Here is a 14,969-nt window from a genome sequence, read left to right on the forward strand (position 1 = left end):
CTTAGTTTGCAGCTTCGGCGGTTTGGATGGCAGCCTCAGCCGCCTCTACCGCGCTTGCGTAATTATCAACCAACGCGGAGACGGAAGGACCAATCAGGTCCAGCACCAGCGCGGGGTAAATGCCCAACAGCAGTGTCATCACTACCAGCGGCGCAAAGGTCCACTTTTCCCGCGGCGTCATGTCAGTGATGGCCTTGAGGCTTTCCTTGATCAGCTCGCCCATGACCACACGGCGGTAAAGCCAGAGCGCGTAAGCGGCAGAGAAGATCACCCCTGTTGTGGCCACAGCGGCAACCCAGGTGTTGACCTGGAAGGTCGCCATCAGCGTCAGGAATTCGCCCACAAAACCAGAGGTGCCCGGCAGGCCCACATTGGCCATGGTAAAGAGCATAAAGATCAGCGCGTAGACCGGCATCCGGTTCACCAGCCCACCATAGGCGTCAATCTCACGGGTGTGCATCCGGTCATAGATCACCCCTACGCAAAGAAAGAGCGCGCCCGAGATAAAGCCGTGGCTGATCATCTGAAAGATCGCCCCGTCAATGCCTTGTTGGTTGGCAGCAAAGATGCCCATGGTCACAAAACCCATGTGCGCGACAGAGGAATAAGCAATGAGCTTTTTCATATCCTCTTGCACCAGCGCCACCAGCGAGGTGTAGACGATGGCGATGGCGCTCATCCACAAGACCACCGGCCCCAGGATATCGCTGCCCACCGGGAACATCGGCAGAGAGAAGCGCAAGAAGCCGTAGCCGCCCATCTTCAACAAGATCGCCGCAAGCACCACAGAACCCGCCGTGGGGGCCTGCACGTGGGCGTCAGGCAACCAGGTATGCACCGGCCACATCGGCATTTTCACGGCAAAGCTGGCGAAGAAGGCCAAGAACAGCAGCGTCTGCATCCCGCCGATCACTTGCACGCCCAGGATGGAGAAGCTTTCAGACCCGAACTGGTGGTTCAAGAGGCTCACGTCACAGCCACCGATGCAGGTGGTGCCTGCGTCGGCAAACATCGCCACCATGGCCACCAGCATCAGCACGGAGCCAAAGAAGGTATAAAGGAAGAACTTGAAGCTGGCGTAGATGCGGTTGGCCCCGCCCCAGATGCCGATGATCAGGAACATCGGGATCAAGCTGGCCTCAAAGAACAGATAGAACAGGATCAGATCCAGCGCAACGAAGACCCCCAGCATGAGCGTCTCAAGCACCAGGAAGGCGATCATATATTCTTTGACCCGCGTCTTCACATCCCAAGAGGCGACAATGACCAGCGGCATGATGAAGGTGGTCAGCATCACAAACAGCACAGAGATGCCGTCAACGCCCAAACGGTAGTTCAGACCCAAAAGCCATTCGCCTTCGGTCACGAACTGAAAGCCAGTGTCGTTTGGATCAAACTCAAACAACACAAAGAGCGAGATCAGGAAGGTCGCGCTGGTAGTGATCAGGGCCAGCCACTTGGCGTTGCGCTGCGCGGCCACATCTTCGCCCCGCAGGAACAGCGCCAGGATCAACGCTGCAACCGCAGGCAGGAAGGTCACAATGGAAAGCAAATGGGTGTCCATTATTTTGACCCTCCGGTCATCGTCATCCAGGTCACCAGCACCGCAATGCCGATCACCATGGCGAAGGCATAGGTGAAGATGTAGCCAGACTGCGCACGGCCAGCCAGACGGGTGAAGAACGGGATGATGCCCATGGCGATGCCATTGAGCGTGCCATCAATCACCGAGCCGTCGCCGCGTTTCCACAAGAAGCGGCCAATCGCTTTGGCGGGCTGCACAAAGATGAAATCGTAGATTTCGTCGATGTACCATTTGTTGAGCAGGAACTGATACAGCGGTTGCTGATCCTCGGCCAGTTTCTTGGGCAGGCTTGGGTTCCAGATGTAGAACCACAGCGCTGTGAACAGACCAAGCAGCATCGCAATGAAGGGCGACAGCTTGACCCATGTAGGCACGTAATGCGCCTCATGCAGGATCGTGTTCTCAGGTGCCATATAGATGGCCGCCTCGCCCGGCTTGCTCTCCATGACGTATTTCAGCTTGGAGGCTTTGGGGCTGCGCTCATGCACATCTTCAACCAGCTCTGCGGTCGGCTCGCCGTATTTGCCGCCAAAGAACTTCACCACCTCATTGGTTTTGCCAAAGAAGCTGGAATACCAGATGGCACCGGCAAAGATGGCACCCAGCGCCAAGACACCGAGCGGCACCAACATGACCATCGGGCTTTCATGCGCATGCTCATGGGTGTGTTTGTTGCCGCGCTGCTCACCAAAGAAGGTCAGGAACATCAATCGCCAGGAATAGAAGCTGGTAAAGAGCGCCGCGATCACCAGCAGCCAGAAGGCATAGCCCATGGGACCTGCCGCATAGGCGCTCTCAATCACCGCGTCTTTTGAGGCAAAGCCCGCAAAGCCAATCCAGCCCGACAGCGGAATGCCCACCCCGGTGATGGCCAGCGTGCCGATCATCATCGCCCAGAAGGTATAGGGAATCTTTTTGCGCAGACCGCCGTAGTTGCGCATGTCTTGCTCGTGATGCATCGCATGGATGACAGAGCCTGCGCCCAAAAACAGCATCGCCTTAAAGAACGCGTGGGTGAAGAGGTGGAACATCGCCACCGAATAAACGCCCACGCCCGCGGCCACGAACATATAGCCCAGCTGCGAACAGGTCGAATACGCGATGACGCGTTTGATGTCGTTCTGCACCAGACCCACGGTCGCGGCGAAGAAGGCCGTTGTGGCCCCCAGGACGGTGACGAACATCATCGCCTCAGGTGCGAATTCCATCACAGGCGACATGCGGCAGACCAGGAACACGCCCGCGGTTACCATGGTCGCGGCGTGAATGAGCGCGGACACGGGCGTGGGCCCCTCCATCGCGTCGGGCAGCCAGGTGTGCAGGATCAGCTGCGCGGATTTACCCATCGCGCCGATAAAGAGCAGGAAGGCCACCAGATTAGCCGCGTTCCACTCTGCCCAAAGGAAGCTGACGGTTGTTTCCGCCAGATCCGGTGCGGCGGCAAAGACATCGTCAAAGCGGATGCTGTCTGTGAGGTAGAAGAGCGCAAAGATGCCCAGGGCAAAGCCAAAGTCCCCCACCCTGTTGACCACGAACGCCTTGATCGCAGCGGCATTGGCAGATGGCTTTTTATAATAAAAGCCGATCAGCAGGTATGACGCGACGCCCACGCCTTCCCAGCCAAAGAACATCTGAACCAGATTGTCTGAGGTCACCAGCATCAACATGGTGAAGGTGAAAAAGCTCAGATAGGCAAAGAAACGCGCCTTATAATTCTCGCCCTCACCGAAATTCTCATCATGGGCCATGTAGCCGAAGGAATAGAGATGCACGAGCGCTGAGACCGTGGTCACCACAATCAGCATGGTGGCGGTCAGCCGGTCCAGGCGGATGGACCAATCGGTGCTGAGTGTACCGGATTCAATAAAGCGCAGGATCTGGATCTGTTCGGTCACACCGTCATGGGTAAGGAACACAACCCAGCTAAGCGCTGCGGCGACAAAGAGCAGCCCCGTGGTGATCCACTGAGCGGCCGTTTCACCGGTGATCTTCCAGCCAAAGCCCGCAATCAGCGCGCCAACCAGAGGGGCGAAAAGGATGATGGTTTCCATGGCTCCTTACCCCTTCATCACGTTGACGTCTTCCACCGCGATCGTGCCACGGTTGCGGAAGAAACAGACGAGGATGGCCAGACCAATCGCCGCCTCAGCGGCAGCGACCGTCAGGACAAAGAGCGTAAAGACCTGGCCTACCAGATCGCCCAGGAAGCTGGAGAACGCCACAAGGTTGATGTTCACCGCCAAGAGCATCAGTTCGATGCTCATCAGCAGGATGATCACGTTCTTACGGTTCAGGAACAGGCCAAAGATGCCAATCACAAACAGCGTCGCCGCCACCGTGAGGTAATGTTCAAGTCCAATCATATGGCGTCTTTCCTTGTCTTGTCGGAACCGACTGGATGCGGATCATGGCTTTGCGCCTTCTAGCTCGAATGCGGGTTTGTCCCCGCGCAATTCAGCGTAGAGCGCTGCACAGGCGCAGGGCTCATCCGCCAACGTGAAAATCTTGATGTCGCGGGCCACGTCTTTGACGGCGGCCGCAAGACGCGGCAGCGTGGCAAAGACACGCGCGCCCTGGTGTTCCGTTTCCAGAATCTGCCGTGCTTTCTCTGTTTTATTGAACGGCGTGCGCGCGTTCATGTTGTCCTCATGCGTGCGAAAGCGCAGCGCGTCGCCGCTTGCGCATTCCACGATCATGATATCGTGTGCCGAGCCTTCTTGGCTCCACCAGTCCAGCCAGGCCACCCGGCCCAAACCCAGATCCTGATGCGCCGCTTCGCCACCATGAGAGATATGCGTCGTGCGCGTGCAGTCAGACAGCGCCAAAGCGCTCGCCTGGCCCGCCAGCATGACCATTGCTGCGGCAGCAAGATATGTGGGCAAACACCGCACCGGTCAGAGGCCCTGCCCCGGTTTGACGTCCTTCAGTTCCATCGCGGTTGCAGGATCACGCATCATCTGCGCGACCACATCCTGACGTTTGACATCCACACGGTGGCGCAGCGTCAGCACGATGGCCCCGATCATGGCAACCAGCAGGATCAAGCCGGACAGCTGGAACAGCAGGAAGTATTCGTCATAGAGGATCAGGCCCAAAGCGGCGGTGTTCTGCACATTGGCGTCTGTCACCTGCGCGCGCAGGCTTTCAGCGGCAGCGTTGCTTTCCCATGCGCCGAAGGCCATGACGAACTGCATCAGGATGACCAGGGCAATGAGCAGCGCCAGCGGCAGGTATTTCGCCATCTCGGCCTTCAGCTCAGCAAAGTCGACATCCAGCATCATCACCACAAAGAGGAACAGCACCGCGACCGCGCCGACGTAGACGATGATCAATAGCATCGCCACAAACTCGGCGCCCAACAGCACGAAGAGACCAGCAGAGGACAGAAACGCCAGGATCAACCACAGCACCGAGTGCACCGGGTTTCGGCTGATCACTGTGAACAGCCCGCCTGCGATCACGCAAATGGCAAACAGATAGAAGGCAAAGACACTCATGCGTCACCCTTTTTCTCGTCAAACACCTGGCCAGCCAGCTCAAGCGCCCGTGTCATGGAAGGAATGCCCGCAAAGACCGATGTCTGTGCGATGGTTTCCTTGATGTGTTGTTCTGTGGCCCCGGCCTCAAGCGCGTGGCGCACGGTTTGGCGGAACACGGTATCGACCTGCGCGCCCTGCGTGGTCATGCCCGCAATGGTCAGCAGCAGACGTGTTTTGGCATCCAACCCGCCTTTGTTCACGGTGTTGCCGAACATCATTTCCATCATGTCCTTTGGCATCGTGCCCATCATCGCCTCAAAAACCTTGGGCGAAAACGCATCGACCATGGGGATGGCTTTCGTCATCTCCTGGGCCTGCTTAAACAGCGCTTCAAAGGGGTTTGGCGTGCTGGTCATCTGTAGGGTGCGTCCAGCTCAAGGTTGCGGGCAATCTCAGCTTCCCAGCGTTCGCCGTTCTCCAAGAGCTTAGCCTTGTCGTAATACAGCTCTTCGCGGGTCTCAGTTGAGAATTCAAAGTTGGGGCCTTCGACAATGGCGTCCACCGGGCAGGCCTCTTGGCAGAAGCCGCAGTAGATGCATTTGGTCATGTCGATGTCGTACCGCGTTGTCCGGCGCGAGCCGTCTTCGCGCGGCTCTGCATCAATCGTGATGGCTTGCGCGGGGCACACCGCTTCGCAAAGCTTGCAAGCGATGCAACGCTCTTCGCCGTTGGGATAGCGGCGCAGCGCGTGTTCACCGCGGAAACGCGGGGACAGCGGGCCCTTTTCATGGGGGTAGTTCAGAGTGACCTTGGGCTTGAAGAAATACCGCATCCCAAGAAAGAACGCTTTGACGTAGTCGGTCAGCAGGAAGTACCCGGCTGCGCGGGAATAGTCGATCTGGCTCATATCACTTGATCCCCTGTATTTCTTTGTTTCGGCTTTGCTGATCGCTGGCTGGGCTTAGGGTCATTGCGTCAAACCCCCACGGCCCAGCGGGTGTAGACACCCCAGAACCACTCGAACTTTGCGGCAAAGGCCACAAAGACCACCCAGAAAAGCGAGAACGGCAAGAACACCTTCCAGCCCAGACGCATCAGCTGGTCATAGCGGTAGCGCGGCGTGATCGCCTTCACCATCGAGAAGATGAAGAAGACAAACAGCATCTTGATGAACATCCAGAAGAAGCCATCGGGCAAGAATTCAACCGGCGACAGCCAGCCGCCCAGGAAGAGCAGCGATACCAGCGCGCACATCAGCACAACCGCGACCAGTTCCCCAATCATAAAGAGCAGGAAGGGCGTGGAGGAATATTCAACCTGATAGCCCGCCACCAGCTCTGATTCCGCCTCAGGCAGGTCAAAAGGTGGGCGGTTGGTTTCGGCCAAGGCACTGATAAAGAACAAGATCAGCATCGGGAAATGCGGCAGCCAATACCAGCTGAGGATCCCTGCCCCATCTTGGCTGTTCACGATATAGGTCAGGTTCATGGAGCCTGCGGAGATGATCACACCAATAATGATCAGGCCAATCGACACCTCATATGAGATCATCTGCGCCGCAGAGCGGAGCGAGCCCAGGAACGGGTATTTCGAGTTGGAGGCCCAGCCCCCCATGATCACGCCGTAGACCTCAAGCGAGGAAATCGCGAAGACATAAAGGATCGCCACGTTGATGTCGGCCAGCACCCAGCCTTCGTTGAACGGGATCACCGCCCAGGCGATCATCGCCATCACGAAGGAAATCATAGGGGCCAAGAAGAACACCGCCCGGTCCGCACCCGCAGGCACGACAATCTCTTTGACGATGTATTTCAAAAAGTCCGCGAAAGACTGCAGCAGACCGAACACGCCCACCACGTTGGGGCCGCGTCGCATCATCACGGCGGCCCAGATTTTGCGGTCTGCGTACATCAGGAACGCCAGAGCGAGCAGCAGCGGCACCACCAACAGCAGGATTTGTCCCACAATGACCAGCCCCATACCGAGGCCTGTTTGCGTAAAGAAGTCAGCCATTGTCCCTCATCATACCGTCGGTATGCCGCGTTCGGCGCAGTGTGCTGCGACGACTTCGGCGTCGATTGTCTTTATGCCGCGTGGCAAGCTCGGCGAGATTGTATAAACAGCATCACCTCGCCAAAGGCCACCCTCTTCGGCCACATTTGTACGAACGTGTCGCGCAAATCCGTACCCTCTGATCAATGTGTACTGAGCCGCCGCACATTCGGCGTAGTCTTCCACGTCTGCGACGCTTTGCGCATTGGTCATTTCAACCATGAACTGAACCAGATCCCCATCCAGCAATGCGGTCTCTACCCCTCTGTAATCAGGGATAAAATCAGAAGCCACCGGCACTCCCGGCTCACATGCGGCCACTGCCAGTGGGGCAAGGGCCATCATCCGCCTCACTCCGCCGCCATCGGTTTGGCCGCGCGCGCTGCCGCATTGGCGGAAAGTTCGGCCATCAGCTGGCTTGCCCGCGCGATGGGATTGGACAGGTAGAAATCAGCGATTGCTGCCCCAAAGGGCGCGCTGTCCACCTTGCCGCGCGGCAGCGGCTGCCATTCATTTTCGGCCACTTGGTCGACCTGGCCCAAATGGGGGACGTCTTTGACCAATTGCTGGCGCAGGGCGGCGATGGAATCAAACGGCAGCGTTGCCTCCAACTCGGCCGACAGGGCGCGCAGGATGGCCCAGTTTTCCTTGGCCTGACCGGGTGCAAAGCTGGCGCGTTGCGCCACTTGCGGGCGGCCTTCGGTGTTCACAAAAAGCCCCGGCTCTTCGGTATAGGCGGCGGCAGGCAGGATAATGTCCGCGCGGTGCGCGCCGCGGTCGCCGTGGCTGCCCTGGTAGATCACAAAGGGACCGGCGGGGATTTCACCCTCATCGGCACCGAGGTTATAGATCACTTCAGCCTCCAGCACCTCCATCACGCCGCCTTCGGCGGTGGCACCGACATCCAGCGCGCCAACCCGAGAGGCGGCAGTGTGCAGCACCATAAAGCTCGATTTCGTGCTTTCAGCCAGCGCCATGGCTTCGGCCAGGACCGCCGCACCATCTTCACGCGCCAAAGCGGCTTGGCCTACTACAATCACCGATGATTTCTCACCGACATCGCTGTGGTCCCGCTTCATCAATGCGGTCAGGATCGCGGGATCCTCGCTGATGTGGTTGTACTCATAGGTCAGGTCAACCGCAGGGCCGACCACGCCAACACCAGCGCCGCGCGTCCAGGCCTTGCGGATGCGCGCGTTCAGCACCGGTGCCTCAACCGCCGGGTTTGCGCCGATCAGCATGATGGCCTGGGCTGTGTCCAGATCTTCCACCGTGGCCGTGCCGACATAGCCAGAGCGGTTGCCCGCAGGCAGCTGCGCGCCATCGGTGCGGCATTCAACAGCGCCGCCCAGCCCTTCGATCAGGGACTTGAGCGCATAGCTCGCCTCAACCGAGGCCAGATCGCCGACCAGACCGCCGACCTTCTTGCCCTTCATCGCGGCCGCTGCTGCGGCCAGTGCTTCGGGCCATTCAGCGGGGCGCAGCTTGCCGTTTTCACGGATATAGGGTTTGTCCAACCGCTGGCGGCGCAGACCGTCCCAGACAAAGCGGGTTTTGTCGGAAATCCATTCCTCATTCACGCCGTCATGGTTGCGCGGCAAAAAGCGCATCACTTCGCGGCCCTTGGTGTCCACCCGGATGTTGGATCCAAGCGCATCCATCACGTCGATGGATTCCGTCTTGGTCAGCTCCCACGGGCGGGCGGTAAAGGCGTAAGGCTTGGAGACCAAAGCCCCCACCGGGCACAGATCAATGATGTTGCCCTGCATGTTGCTATCAAGCGTTTCACCCAAATATGAGGTGATCTCAGCATCCTCACCCCGGCCGGTCTGGCCCATCTTGGTGATGCCCGCGACCTCGGTGGTGAAGCGCACGCAGCGGGTGCAGGAAATGCAGCGGGTCATGTGGGTTTCAACCAGCGGGCCCAGATCAAGATCTTCGGTGGCGCGCTTGGGCTCGCGGTAGCGCGAGAAATCGACGCCGTAGGCCATCGCCTGATCCTGCAAATCACACTCCCCCTGATCGCAGATCGGGCAATCCAGCGGGTGGTTGATAAGCAGGAATTCCATCACCCCTTCGCGGGCCTTTTTGACCATGGGAGAGTTGGTTTTCACCACGGGCGGCTGGCCTTCGGGACCGGGGCGCAGATCGCGCACCTGCATCGCACAAGAGGCCGCAGGCTTGGGCGGGCCGCCCACAACCTCAACCAGACACATCCGGCAATTGCCCGCAATCGACAGGCGTTCGTGATAGCAGAAACGCGGGATTTCGACGCCCGCCTGCTCACAGGCCTGGATCAGGGTCATGGCCCCATCGGTCTCAATTTCTTTGCCGTCGATGATGATCGTGCGGAGGTCGCTCATATGCTCAATTCGCCTTCAGTAACGAGCCGATCCGGCTCGATTTTTGAATCTCTTCCCGTCCAAGCGCACAATAGCTTTGCGGGTCCGAAGTATCGACCCCTCTTTGTGCGAAAAAGTCCTTTGCTTTGGCCCGCATACGATCCTTTTCGACATCGCTGTCGGTATAGGCTTCGATCTCTGCTTTGGAATAGCCCATGGCGCGGGCCTGGCTTTGCAAATCACGCACATATCCGATGGCGCGGAACATGCGGGCATCAATGCTGGGACATTCTTTGCGGATCCGGTCCGCAATGCCCAGATCAAAGAGCGCATCATCAATGGCAGGCACGTCCCTAAGCGGGGGTTTCGCCCATCCAGGCCCAGCCACCAAAGCGGCACTTAGCAGTGCGGCACCAAAGTATCTCATGCGTGTCTTCCCTTCTGTAACTTGGGCAAATGTGCCCTGGCTGCAGATGGGGTTTTGTCCCTTTGATATGCAATAACGGACGGCTAGCCCGTTACGCTTCCTTATCGCTGATTTCAGACCTGAGGGCAAACGCCTTGAAAGGTCAAAGTGTCATCTATGATGGTCAATTCTTCGGGTGGCGTGTCTGGCCCCACGGACCAGGCAATTTTGGAGCTGCCAAAGAGTTCAACGCAATAGGCGTTGCCCGCATGACGCCCCGCTTCGCGGGCCCCATCCAGCGACCGCGATACATCGCGGATCGTCACAGTAAAGACACCACGTTGCTTGTCTACCTTCGCCACTTTGGTGCGGAAAAACTGACCGTCAAAGGGGATGCGATTGCGGCTGTCGGTACAGGCCGCAAGGACACAAGCCCCTACAACTGCTGCTAAAATGGTCTTTTTCATCATTCACCCCTCGCCTGCCTTGGCCCCCACCCCAAAACCTAACGGCACCGGGTGGGTGATGCGCCATGTGTTACCCGCCTTGTCCCGCTGCGGCAAGGACTGCGTTCACGCAGGCACCGCCGGGCGGCAGCCGTGCGATTTGTGCAGCTGCGCTTCTTTCAGGTGCGACCAGCCGAAAGCATGATCACTATCGCCATGTGCGCGCAGATGGTCCAACCGTTCCAGAGCCTCTTGCAACGTCGGCTGGTGCCCTTTTGGCACCCACCACATCACGAAATGCATGTCCCCCATCACTTCAAACCATTCCTGGCGACGCTCATAAAACTGCTTGTGGATGGTGCCCCACACGAAGGTCTCGAGGGTTTCGACACTTTCCCACACGGTGAGATTCGACACATATTGCGGATCGCCGTCAATCTTGGCCTCGGTGTTGCCGGTCCCCGGCTCACCTGAGCCTTCCATCATCCACACAAACCCCGGCATCCGTTTGCCCAGCCCATTGATCCGGTCGAGGTTTTCCATGAACTCCTGCACACGCGGATCCTCTGTCGGGGCCAAAAGCCGGCCAACGTTTAGTTCAGCCAAATGCATGTCGGTCATGAGGTTTCTCCTGTTCTAAGCACTTTGATCGCGTGGCGCAGCAGCGACACGGCAAGGTTCACCCCCACCAACGCCAGGCCCGCAAGGGCGATATATCCCAAAGGCGGTGCCAACCCGTAGGTGATGGCCTGATGGCTGGCCCAAAGCGCAAAACCAAAGGCCACAACGGTCAAAAGGCACGCCACGAAAGCATAGGTTGCTTCAAACATCCGCTTGCCCATGATCCCTCTCATCCGCAGGCTTTGTGTTTCCACTGTTGTGCATCCTGCAACGCCGCCCAGCCAAAGGCAAATTCACTGGGGCCGTGTTGTTCCAAGTGCCGAATGCGTTCCATTGCCTCATCCACCGTGGGCCGGTGCCCGGCGGGCACCCACCACATCACCAGCCGCACCGCGTCGGTGTGATCGTACCATTCGGCTTTGCGGTCGTAGAACCGTTTGTGCACGGTGTTCCAGACAAAGTGTTCCAAGCTGGCAGCATCTTCCCAAACGCTCAACGTGCTTGCGGTTCGGGGGTTTCCGCCAAGCGCGCCATTGGGGTCAAGTTGGGCCGCTTCCATCCCGTCCCCGTCCAGCATCCAGACAAAGCCCGCGCTGCGCATGGCAACGCCATTGACCAGATCCAACCCGTTCTGGAAATCAGCCACACGCGGATCGTCCCAATCGTATTTGAGAACGCCAAGATTAAACTCGGCCAAGTGATGGTCAGCAGGTTGTTTCATTTGCTCTCAATCCTCAACATACGCCCGATGGGCGTGCGCCATTCCGCCTCTGCCACACCGGCAGCACACCAAACCGCATCCGGGGTATCGGCGTTCAGGTCATATTTTTCGATGAACGCCTCAAAATAGGGTTCATACCGCGCGGGCTGAATCGGCGCAAACAGCTCTTGGATGCGGCGGGAATGATGGCCCCGGTCACTATATTCAGCAAAAAGCGCGCGGACATGGCGATCAAACCCATCATGATCAAACGACAGGTTCGCGCAATCCTGCGCAAAGAGCCGTGCAAGGGTTTCCTGGAAATTATAGGCCACCGCAAATTCAGGGGCCGGTGCTTTGCCCTGGGTGGCGCCCGCGACCGGCATCAGGGCAAGGCAGACCGCCATGCCCCAGCGCCGGATCAAAATGCGGCCCACAACGCGGCAAGCGCCTGAAAGATGATCATCAACCAGCCAAAACCAAAGCACGCAGAGCGCAGTGGTTGGTTTTCCGTCTTCACATGCACATAGGCCATCGCCAGTCGTGAGATGATGAAGAGCGAGGCAAAGATATTCACCAAGAGCGGGCTGGCCCCCGCCAAGATGGCGGCAAGCGTGGTCGCAATAAAGGCGGGCGAGGTTTCAATGGCGTTCTGAAACGCCCGGTGACGGCGATAGGCCTCATTGCTGTAATCGCGTTTGGGCAGACCGCTTTCGGCACGGTCCTTTGGCACCTTGCCCCCGGTGGAGATCATCGACAGGGCGATCATGATCAGCCCCCAAAACGCCAGCGACGCGATGGCGTGGCTGTAGGCGTCAAACGCCGCCACGCCTATTCCGCCGCAACCGCGCTGACGCGGCCGGTGCGTTTGTGTTTGATGCGGTCCTCAATCTCATCCCGGAAGTGACGGATCAGACCCTGAATGGGCCAAGCCGCTGCATCCCCCAGGGCGCAGATCGTATGGCCCTCAACCTGTTTGGTCACATCGAGCAACATGTCGATTTCCTCAGGCTCCGCATCGCCGGTCACCAGACGGTCCATCACCCGCATCATCCAGCCGGTGCCTTCGCGGCACGGCGTGCACTGGCCACAGCTTTCGTGTTTGTAGAACTTGGACAGACGCCAGATCGCTTTGATCACGTCAGTAGAATTGTCCATGACAATCACCGCCGCTGTGCCCAGACCTGACCGCTGCTCGCGCAGATAATCGAAATCCATGATCGCGTCTTTCATGTCCTTGCCGGGGATCATCGGTACCGAAGATCCACCCGGGATCACCGCCTTGAGATTATCCCAACCGCCGCGAATGCCGCCGCAATGGGTCTCAATCAGCTCTTCAAAGGTGATCGACATCGCCTCTTCAACCACACATGGGTTGTTGACGTGCCCGGAGATGGCAAAAAGCTTGGTGCCCGCGTTGTTGGGGCGGCCAAAGCCTGCGAACCATTCGGGGCCGCGGCGCAGGATTGTCGGCACCACAGCAATCGATTCCACGTTATTCACCGTGGTCGGGCAGCCATAAAGGCCCGCACCCGCCGGGAACGGCGGCTTCATGCGGGGCATGCCCTTTTTACCCTCAAGGCTTTCCAACAGCGCCGTTTCTTCGCCGCAGATATAGGCCCCTGCCCCGTGGTGCAGATAGAGGTCAAAATCCCAGCCGGATTTGGCGGCGTTCTTGCCCAGAAGGCCCGCGTCATAAGCCTCATCAATGGCAGCTTGCAGCGCTTCACGCTCGCGGATGTATTCGCCGCGGATATAGATGTAGCAGGCGTTCGCATTCATCGCGAAGCTGGCGATCAGGCAGCCTTCGATCAGCGTGTGCGGATCATGGCGCATGATCTCGCGGTCTTTGCAGGTGCCGGGCTCAGATTCGTCGGCGTTCACCACCAGATATGCCGGGCGGCCATCGCTTTCCTTGGGCATGAAGGACCACTTCAGACCGGTGGGAAAGCCCGCCCCGCCGCGTCCACGCAGGCCAGAAGCTTTCATCTGGTCCACAATCCAATCGCGACCCTTTTTGATGATGCCTGCTGTGCCATCCCAATGGCCCCGCGCCTTGGCACCCGCCAACGTCCGGTCATGCATCCCGTAGATGTTGGTGAAAATCCGGTCCTGATCTGCAAGCATGTCCCTACCTACTCTTCTCAAACGGCCCTGGCTGGGGCCAATGCATCCTGCACCTAAGTGCTATTTCTTTTCGTCCTGTCGGGCCTGCCACATCTGGTAGATGACCACCATGGCCCAAAAGAGCGCCGCCAGAGCGGCAAAATCAAACAAAAGCGCATAGCGCCCCGGTAACCCAAGTGCGGGCCCTGCGATATTCGCGATCAGCCACAATACCATCGTAATGGCAATGACCAGACCGACGGTCTGGCCTTTTTTTGCCAAAGGGGTATCGCCGTGCTTTGCCATGTCGCAGCGCCCGTTCGTTTACTTTTTACGCTTTGAGAACTCAGTCTCGCCGCCTGCGGCCAGGATTTTCGCCTGGGCCATCCAATCGTCCCGTTCAATGCGGCCCTTAAACCGCAAACGATCATCGACGTAAGCGATGTCGCTGGCACCCCATGCGGCCACTTGATCAAACCGGTAGATGCCGATGTCGTTCAAGGTTTGCTCCAGCTTGGGACCAACGCCGCTGATCAGCTTGAGATCATCCGCACCCTCAGCCGGCGGCGCGGTATAGAGCATTGGTGTGTCGCCGCCGGACGCCGCCGGCGCGCTGTCTTTGGCCGCCGCTTTTTTCGCAGGTGCCTTTTTCGCGGGGGCCTTTTCGGCAGGTGCCTTCTTGGCCGCAGCTTTCTTCTTGGCGGGCTTCTTTTCCGCCGCATCGCCTTCGTATTTCCACGCGCCTTTGCGTTCGGCAAGCTCGGCCTCACCGGGCAAGGACGCCGACGGTTTGATGACAGAGGACGCTGACGCCGCAGATGCGGCCGCAGCTGCTGGTGCCGCCGCTGAAGCGGCGCTGCTGGCGGCTGGTGCATCATTTGCTGCCGGTGCAGGGTCTGCCGCCGGGGCAGATGGCGCCGCTGCCGCCGCTGCTGCCGCAGGGGCCGCAGCGCCTTCGCGGGCTGCTTTTGCTTCTGCCGCTTCACGTGCGTAACGCTGGGCTGGTTTTTCATCCGCGGCCAGGTCCGCCGCCGCTGTCTGCCCCCGGCAGACGAACAGGCTCAACACCAAGCCCACAACAAATCCTATCGCGCCGCCGGTAAAGAATGCCTGATTGCCATCAAAACCAGTTACAAAATACAGGACCAACATGGCGATCAACCCGATCACCCCAGCGATCCCCCAGCAGATCACCGCACAATCAAAGCTACCTTGCTTATTCGACATAATCG

Annotated in this window: 20 protein-coding genes; all 20 read right to left on the bottom strand. The window is 58.7% G+C overall.

Annotated elements, in window-relative coordinates:
• Nucleotide 1 precedes the first annotated feature (1 nt).
• The 20 genes from ACZ1HM_RS12930 to ACZ1HM_RS13025 all read right to left on the bottom strand — a co-directional run bounded on the left by ACZ1HM_RS12930 (nt 2) and on the right by ACZ1HM_RS13025 (nt 14,964).
• A complete protein-coding gene (locus ACZ1HM_RS12930) occupies nt 2-1,564 on the bottom strand; it encodes an NADH-quinone oxidoreductase subunit M (protein ID WP_472743127.1) in 1,563 nt (520 codons plus the stop codon).
• Entirely contained in the window at nt 1,564-3,636 is a 2,073-nt protein-coding gene (gene nuoL, locus ACZ1HM_RS12935; protein ID WP_472743128.1) for an NADH-quinone oxidoreductase subunit L, read from the bottom strand. The genes ACZ1HM_RS12930 and nuoL overlap by 1 nt, the downstream gene beginning before the upstream one ends.
• 6 nt (nt 3,637-3,642) lie before the next feature.
• Complete coding sequence (gene nuoK / locus ACZ1HM_RS12940) at nt 3,643-3,948, bottom strand: NADH-quinone oxidoreductase subunit NuoK (protein WP_008553673.1); 306 nt, start codon at nt 3,946-3,948, stop codon at nt 3,643-3,645.
• 42 nt (nt 3,949-3,990) lie between these two features.
• Entirely contained in the window at nt 3,991-4,467 is a 477-nt protein-coding gene (locus ACZ1HM_RS12945) for a hypothetical protein (protein WP_472743129.1), read from the bottom strand.
• A gap of 12 nt (nt 4,468-4,479) precedes the next feature.
• Complete coding sequence (locus ACZ1HM_RS12950; protein WP_472743130.1) at nt 4,480-5,082, bottom strand: NADH-quinone oxidoreductase subunit J; 603 nt, start codon at nt 5,080-5,082, stop codon at nt 4,480-4,482.
• Nucleotides 5,079-5,480: a carboxymuconolactone decarboxylase family protein gene (locus tag ACZ1HM_RS12955; protein WP_472743131.1), complete on the bottom strand. Its 402-nt coding sequence runs from the start codon at nt 5,478-5,480 to the stop codon at nt 5,079-5,081. Before ACZ1HM_RS12955 ends, ACZ1HM_RS12950 begins: the two co-directional genes overlap by 4 nt.
• Nucleotides 5,477-5,971 (bottom strand): NADH-quinone oxidoreductase subunit NuoI, encoded by a 495-nt coding sequence (nuoI, locus tag ACZ1HM_RS12960; protein ID WP_472743132.1) that lies wholly within the window; start codon nt 5,969-5,971, stop codon nt 5,477-5,479. The genes ACZ1HM_RS12955 and nuoI overlap by 4 nt, the downstream gene beginning before the upstream one ends.
• A 68-nt stretch (nt 5,972-6,039) precedes the next feature.
• Entirely contained in the window at nt 6,040-7,077 is a 1,038-nt protein-coding gene (gene nuoH, locus ACZ1HM_RS12965; RefSeq protein WP_472743133.1) for an NADH-quinone oxidoreductase subunit NuoH, read from the bottom strand.
• A gap of 9 nt (nt 7,078-7,086) precedes the next feature.
• Nucleotides 7,087-7,458, bottom strand: a complete 372-nt coding sequence (locus ACZ1HM_RS12970; RefSeq protein ID WP_472743134.1) for a hypothetical protein — start codon at nt 7,456-7,458, stop codon at nt 7,087-7,089.
• Between the two features lie 8 nt (nt 7,459-7,466).
• Nucleotides 7,467-9,479, bottom strand: coding sequence for an NADH-quinone oxidoreductase subunit NuoG (nuoG, locus tag ACZ1HM_RS12975; protein ID WP_472743135.1), 2,013 nt, complete (start codon nt 9,477-9,479; stop codon nt 7,467-7,469).
• 4 nt (nt 9,480-9,483) lie between these two features.
• On the bottom strand, nt 9,484-9,885 hold the full coding sequence (locus ACZ1HM_RS12980) for a DUF5333 domain-containing protein (protein WP_472743136.1): 402 nt from the start codon (nt 9,883-9,885) through the stop codon (nt 9,484-9,486).
• 113 nt (nt 9,886-9,998) lie between these two features.
• On the bottom strand, nt 9,999-10,331 hold the full coding sequence (locus tag ACZ1HM_RS12985; protein ID WP_472743137.1) for a hypothetical protein: 333 nt from the start codon (nt 10,329-10,331) through the stop codon (nt 9,999-10,001).
• Nucleotides 10,332-10,436: 105 nt separating this feature from the next.
• A complete protein-coding gene (locus tag ACZ1HM_RS12990) occupies nt 10,437-10,931 on the bottom strand; it encodes a DUF3291 domain-containing protein (RefSeq protein ID WP_472743138.1) in 495 nt (164 codons plus the stop codon).
• Nucleotides 10,928-11,185: a hypothetical protein gene (locus ACZ1HM_RS12995; protein WP_472743139.1), complete on the bottom strand. Its 258-nt coding sequence runs from the start codon at nt 11,183-11,185 to the stop codon at nt 10,928-10,930. Before ACZ1HM_RS12995 ends, ACZ1HM_RS12990 begins: the two co-directional genes overlap by 4 nt.
• Nucleotides 11,161-11,652, bottom strand: a complete 492-nt coding sequence (locus tag ACZ1HM_RS13000; RefSeq protein ID WP_472743140.1) for a DUF3291 domain-containing protein — start codon at nt 11,650-11,652, stop codon at nt 11,161-11,163. Before ACZ1HM_RS13000 ends, ACZ1HM_RS12995 begins: the two co-directional genes overlap by 25 nt.
• Nucleotides 11,649-12,068 carry a hypothetical protein gene (locus ACZ1HM_RS13005; protein ID WP_472743141.1) on the bottom strand — a complete coding sequence of 140 codons (420 nt, stop codon included), beginning with the start codon at nt 12,066-12,068 and terminating at the stop codon, nt 11,649-11,651. The genes ACZ1HM_RS13000 and ACZ1HM_RS13005 overlap by 4 nt, the downstream gene beginning before the upstream one ends.
• Complete coding sequence (locus ACZ1HM_RS13010; protein ID WP_472743142.1) at nt 12,053-12,460, bottom strand: MAPEG family protein; 408 nt, start codon at nt 12,458-12,460, stop codon at nt 12,053-12,055. The genes ACZ1HM_RS13005 and ACZ1HM_RS13010 overlap by 16 nt, the downstream gene beginning before the upstream one ends.
• 2 nt (nt 12,461-12,462) lie before the next feature.
• Complete coding sequence (gene nuoF, locus ACZ1HM_RS13015; RefSeq protein ID WP_472743143.1) at nt 12,463-13,758, bottom strand: NADH-quinone oxidoreductase subunit NuoF; 1,296 nt, start codon at nt 13,756-13,758, stop codon at nt 12,463-12,465.
• Between the two features lie 60 nt (nt 13,759-13,818).
• A complete protein-coding gene (locus ACZ1HM_RS13020) occupies nt 13,819-14,043 on the bottom strand; it encodes a DUF5337 domain-containing protein (RefSeq protein WP_472743144.1) in 225 nt (74 codons plus the stop codon).
• Nucleotides 14,044-14,061: 18 nt separating this feature from the next.
• Nucleotides 14,062-14,964 carry an endonuclease gene (locus ACZ1HM_RS13025; RefSeq protein ID WP_472743145.1) on the bottom strand — a complete coding sequence of 301 codons (903 nt, stop codon included), beginning with the start codon at nt 14,962-14,964 and terminating at the stop codon, nt 14,062-14,064.
• Between the last annotated feature and the right edge of the window lie 5 nt (nt 14,965-14,969).

Source organism: Sulfitobacter sp. GN1-4 (assembly GCF_055693825.1).

What these genes read in the sequence shown, in the direction of transcription:
- ACZ1HM_RS12930 (WP_472743127.1), bottom strand. Translation starts at nt 1,564, where the DNA reads ATGGACACCCATTTGCTTTCCATTGTGACCTTCCTGCCTGCGGTTGCA.
- nuoL (WP_472743128.1), bottom strand. Translation starts at nt 3,636, where the DNA reads ATGGAAACCATCATCCTTTTCGCCCCTCTGGTTGGCGCGCTGATTGCG.
- nuoK (WP_008553673.1), bottom strand. Translation starts at nt 3,948, where the DNA reads ATGATTGGACTTGAACATTACCTCACGGTGGCGGCGACGCTGTTTGTG.
- ACZ1HM_RS12950 (WP_472743130.1), bottom strand. Translation starts at nt 5,082, where the DNA reads ATGAGTGTCTTTGCCTTCTATCTGTTTGCCATTTGCGTGATCGCAGGC.
- ACZ1HM_RS12955 (WP_472743131.1), bottom strand. Translation starts at nt 5,480, where the DNA reads ATGACCAGCACGCCAAACCCCTTTGAAGCGCTGTTTAAGCAGGCCCAG.
- nuoI (WP_472743132.1), bottom strand. Translation starts at nt 5,971, where the DNA reads ATGAGCCAGATCGACTATTCCCGCGCAGCCGGGTACTTCCTGCTGACC.
- nuoH (WP_472743133.1), bottom strand. Translation starts at nt 7,077, where the DNA reads ATGGCTGACTTCTTTACGCAAACAGGCCTCGGTATGGGGCTGGTCATT.
- ACZ1HM_RS12970 (WP_472743134.1), bottom strand. Translation starts at nt 7,458, where the DNA reads ATGGCCCTTGCCCCACTGGCAGTGGCCGCATGTGAGCCGGGAGTGCCG.
- nuoG (WP_472743135.1), bottom strand. Translation starts at nt 9,479, where the DNA reads ATGAGCGACCTCCGCACGATCATCATCGACGGCAAAGAAATTGAGACC.
- ACZ1HM_RS12980 (WP_472743136.1), bottom strand. Translation starts at nt 9,885, where the DNA reads ATGAGATACTTTGGTGCCGCACTGCTAAGTGCCGCTTTGGTGGCTGGG.
- ACZ1HM_RS12985 (WP_472743137.1), bottom strand. Translation starts at nt 10,331, where the DNA reads ATGAAAAAGACCATTTTAGCAGCAGTTGTAGGGGCTTGTGTCCTTGCG.
- ACZ1HM_RS12990 (WP_472743138.1), bottom strand. Translation starts at nt 10,931, where the DNA reads ATGACCGACATGCATTTGGCTGAACTAAACGTTGGCCGGCTTTTGGCC.
- ACZ1HM_RS13000 (WP_472743140.1), bottom strand. Translation starts at nt 11,652, where the DNA reads ATGAAACAACCTGCTGACCATCACTTGGCCGAGTTTAATCTTGGCGTT.
- nuoF (WP_472743143.1), bottom strand. Translation starts at nt 13,758, where the DNA reads ATGCTTGCAGATCAGGACCGGATTTTCACCAACATCTACGGGATGCAT.
- ACZ1HM_RS13020 (WP_472743144.1), bottom strand. Translation starts at nt 14,043, where the DNA reads ATGGCAAAGCACGGCGATACCCCTTTGGCAAAAAAAGGCCAGACCGTC.
- ACZ1HM_RS13025 (WP_472743145.1), bottom strand. Translation starts at nt 14,964, where the DNA reads ATGTCGAATAAGCAAGGTAGCTTTGATTGTGCGGTGATCTGCTGGGGG.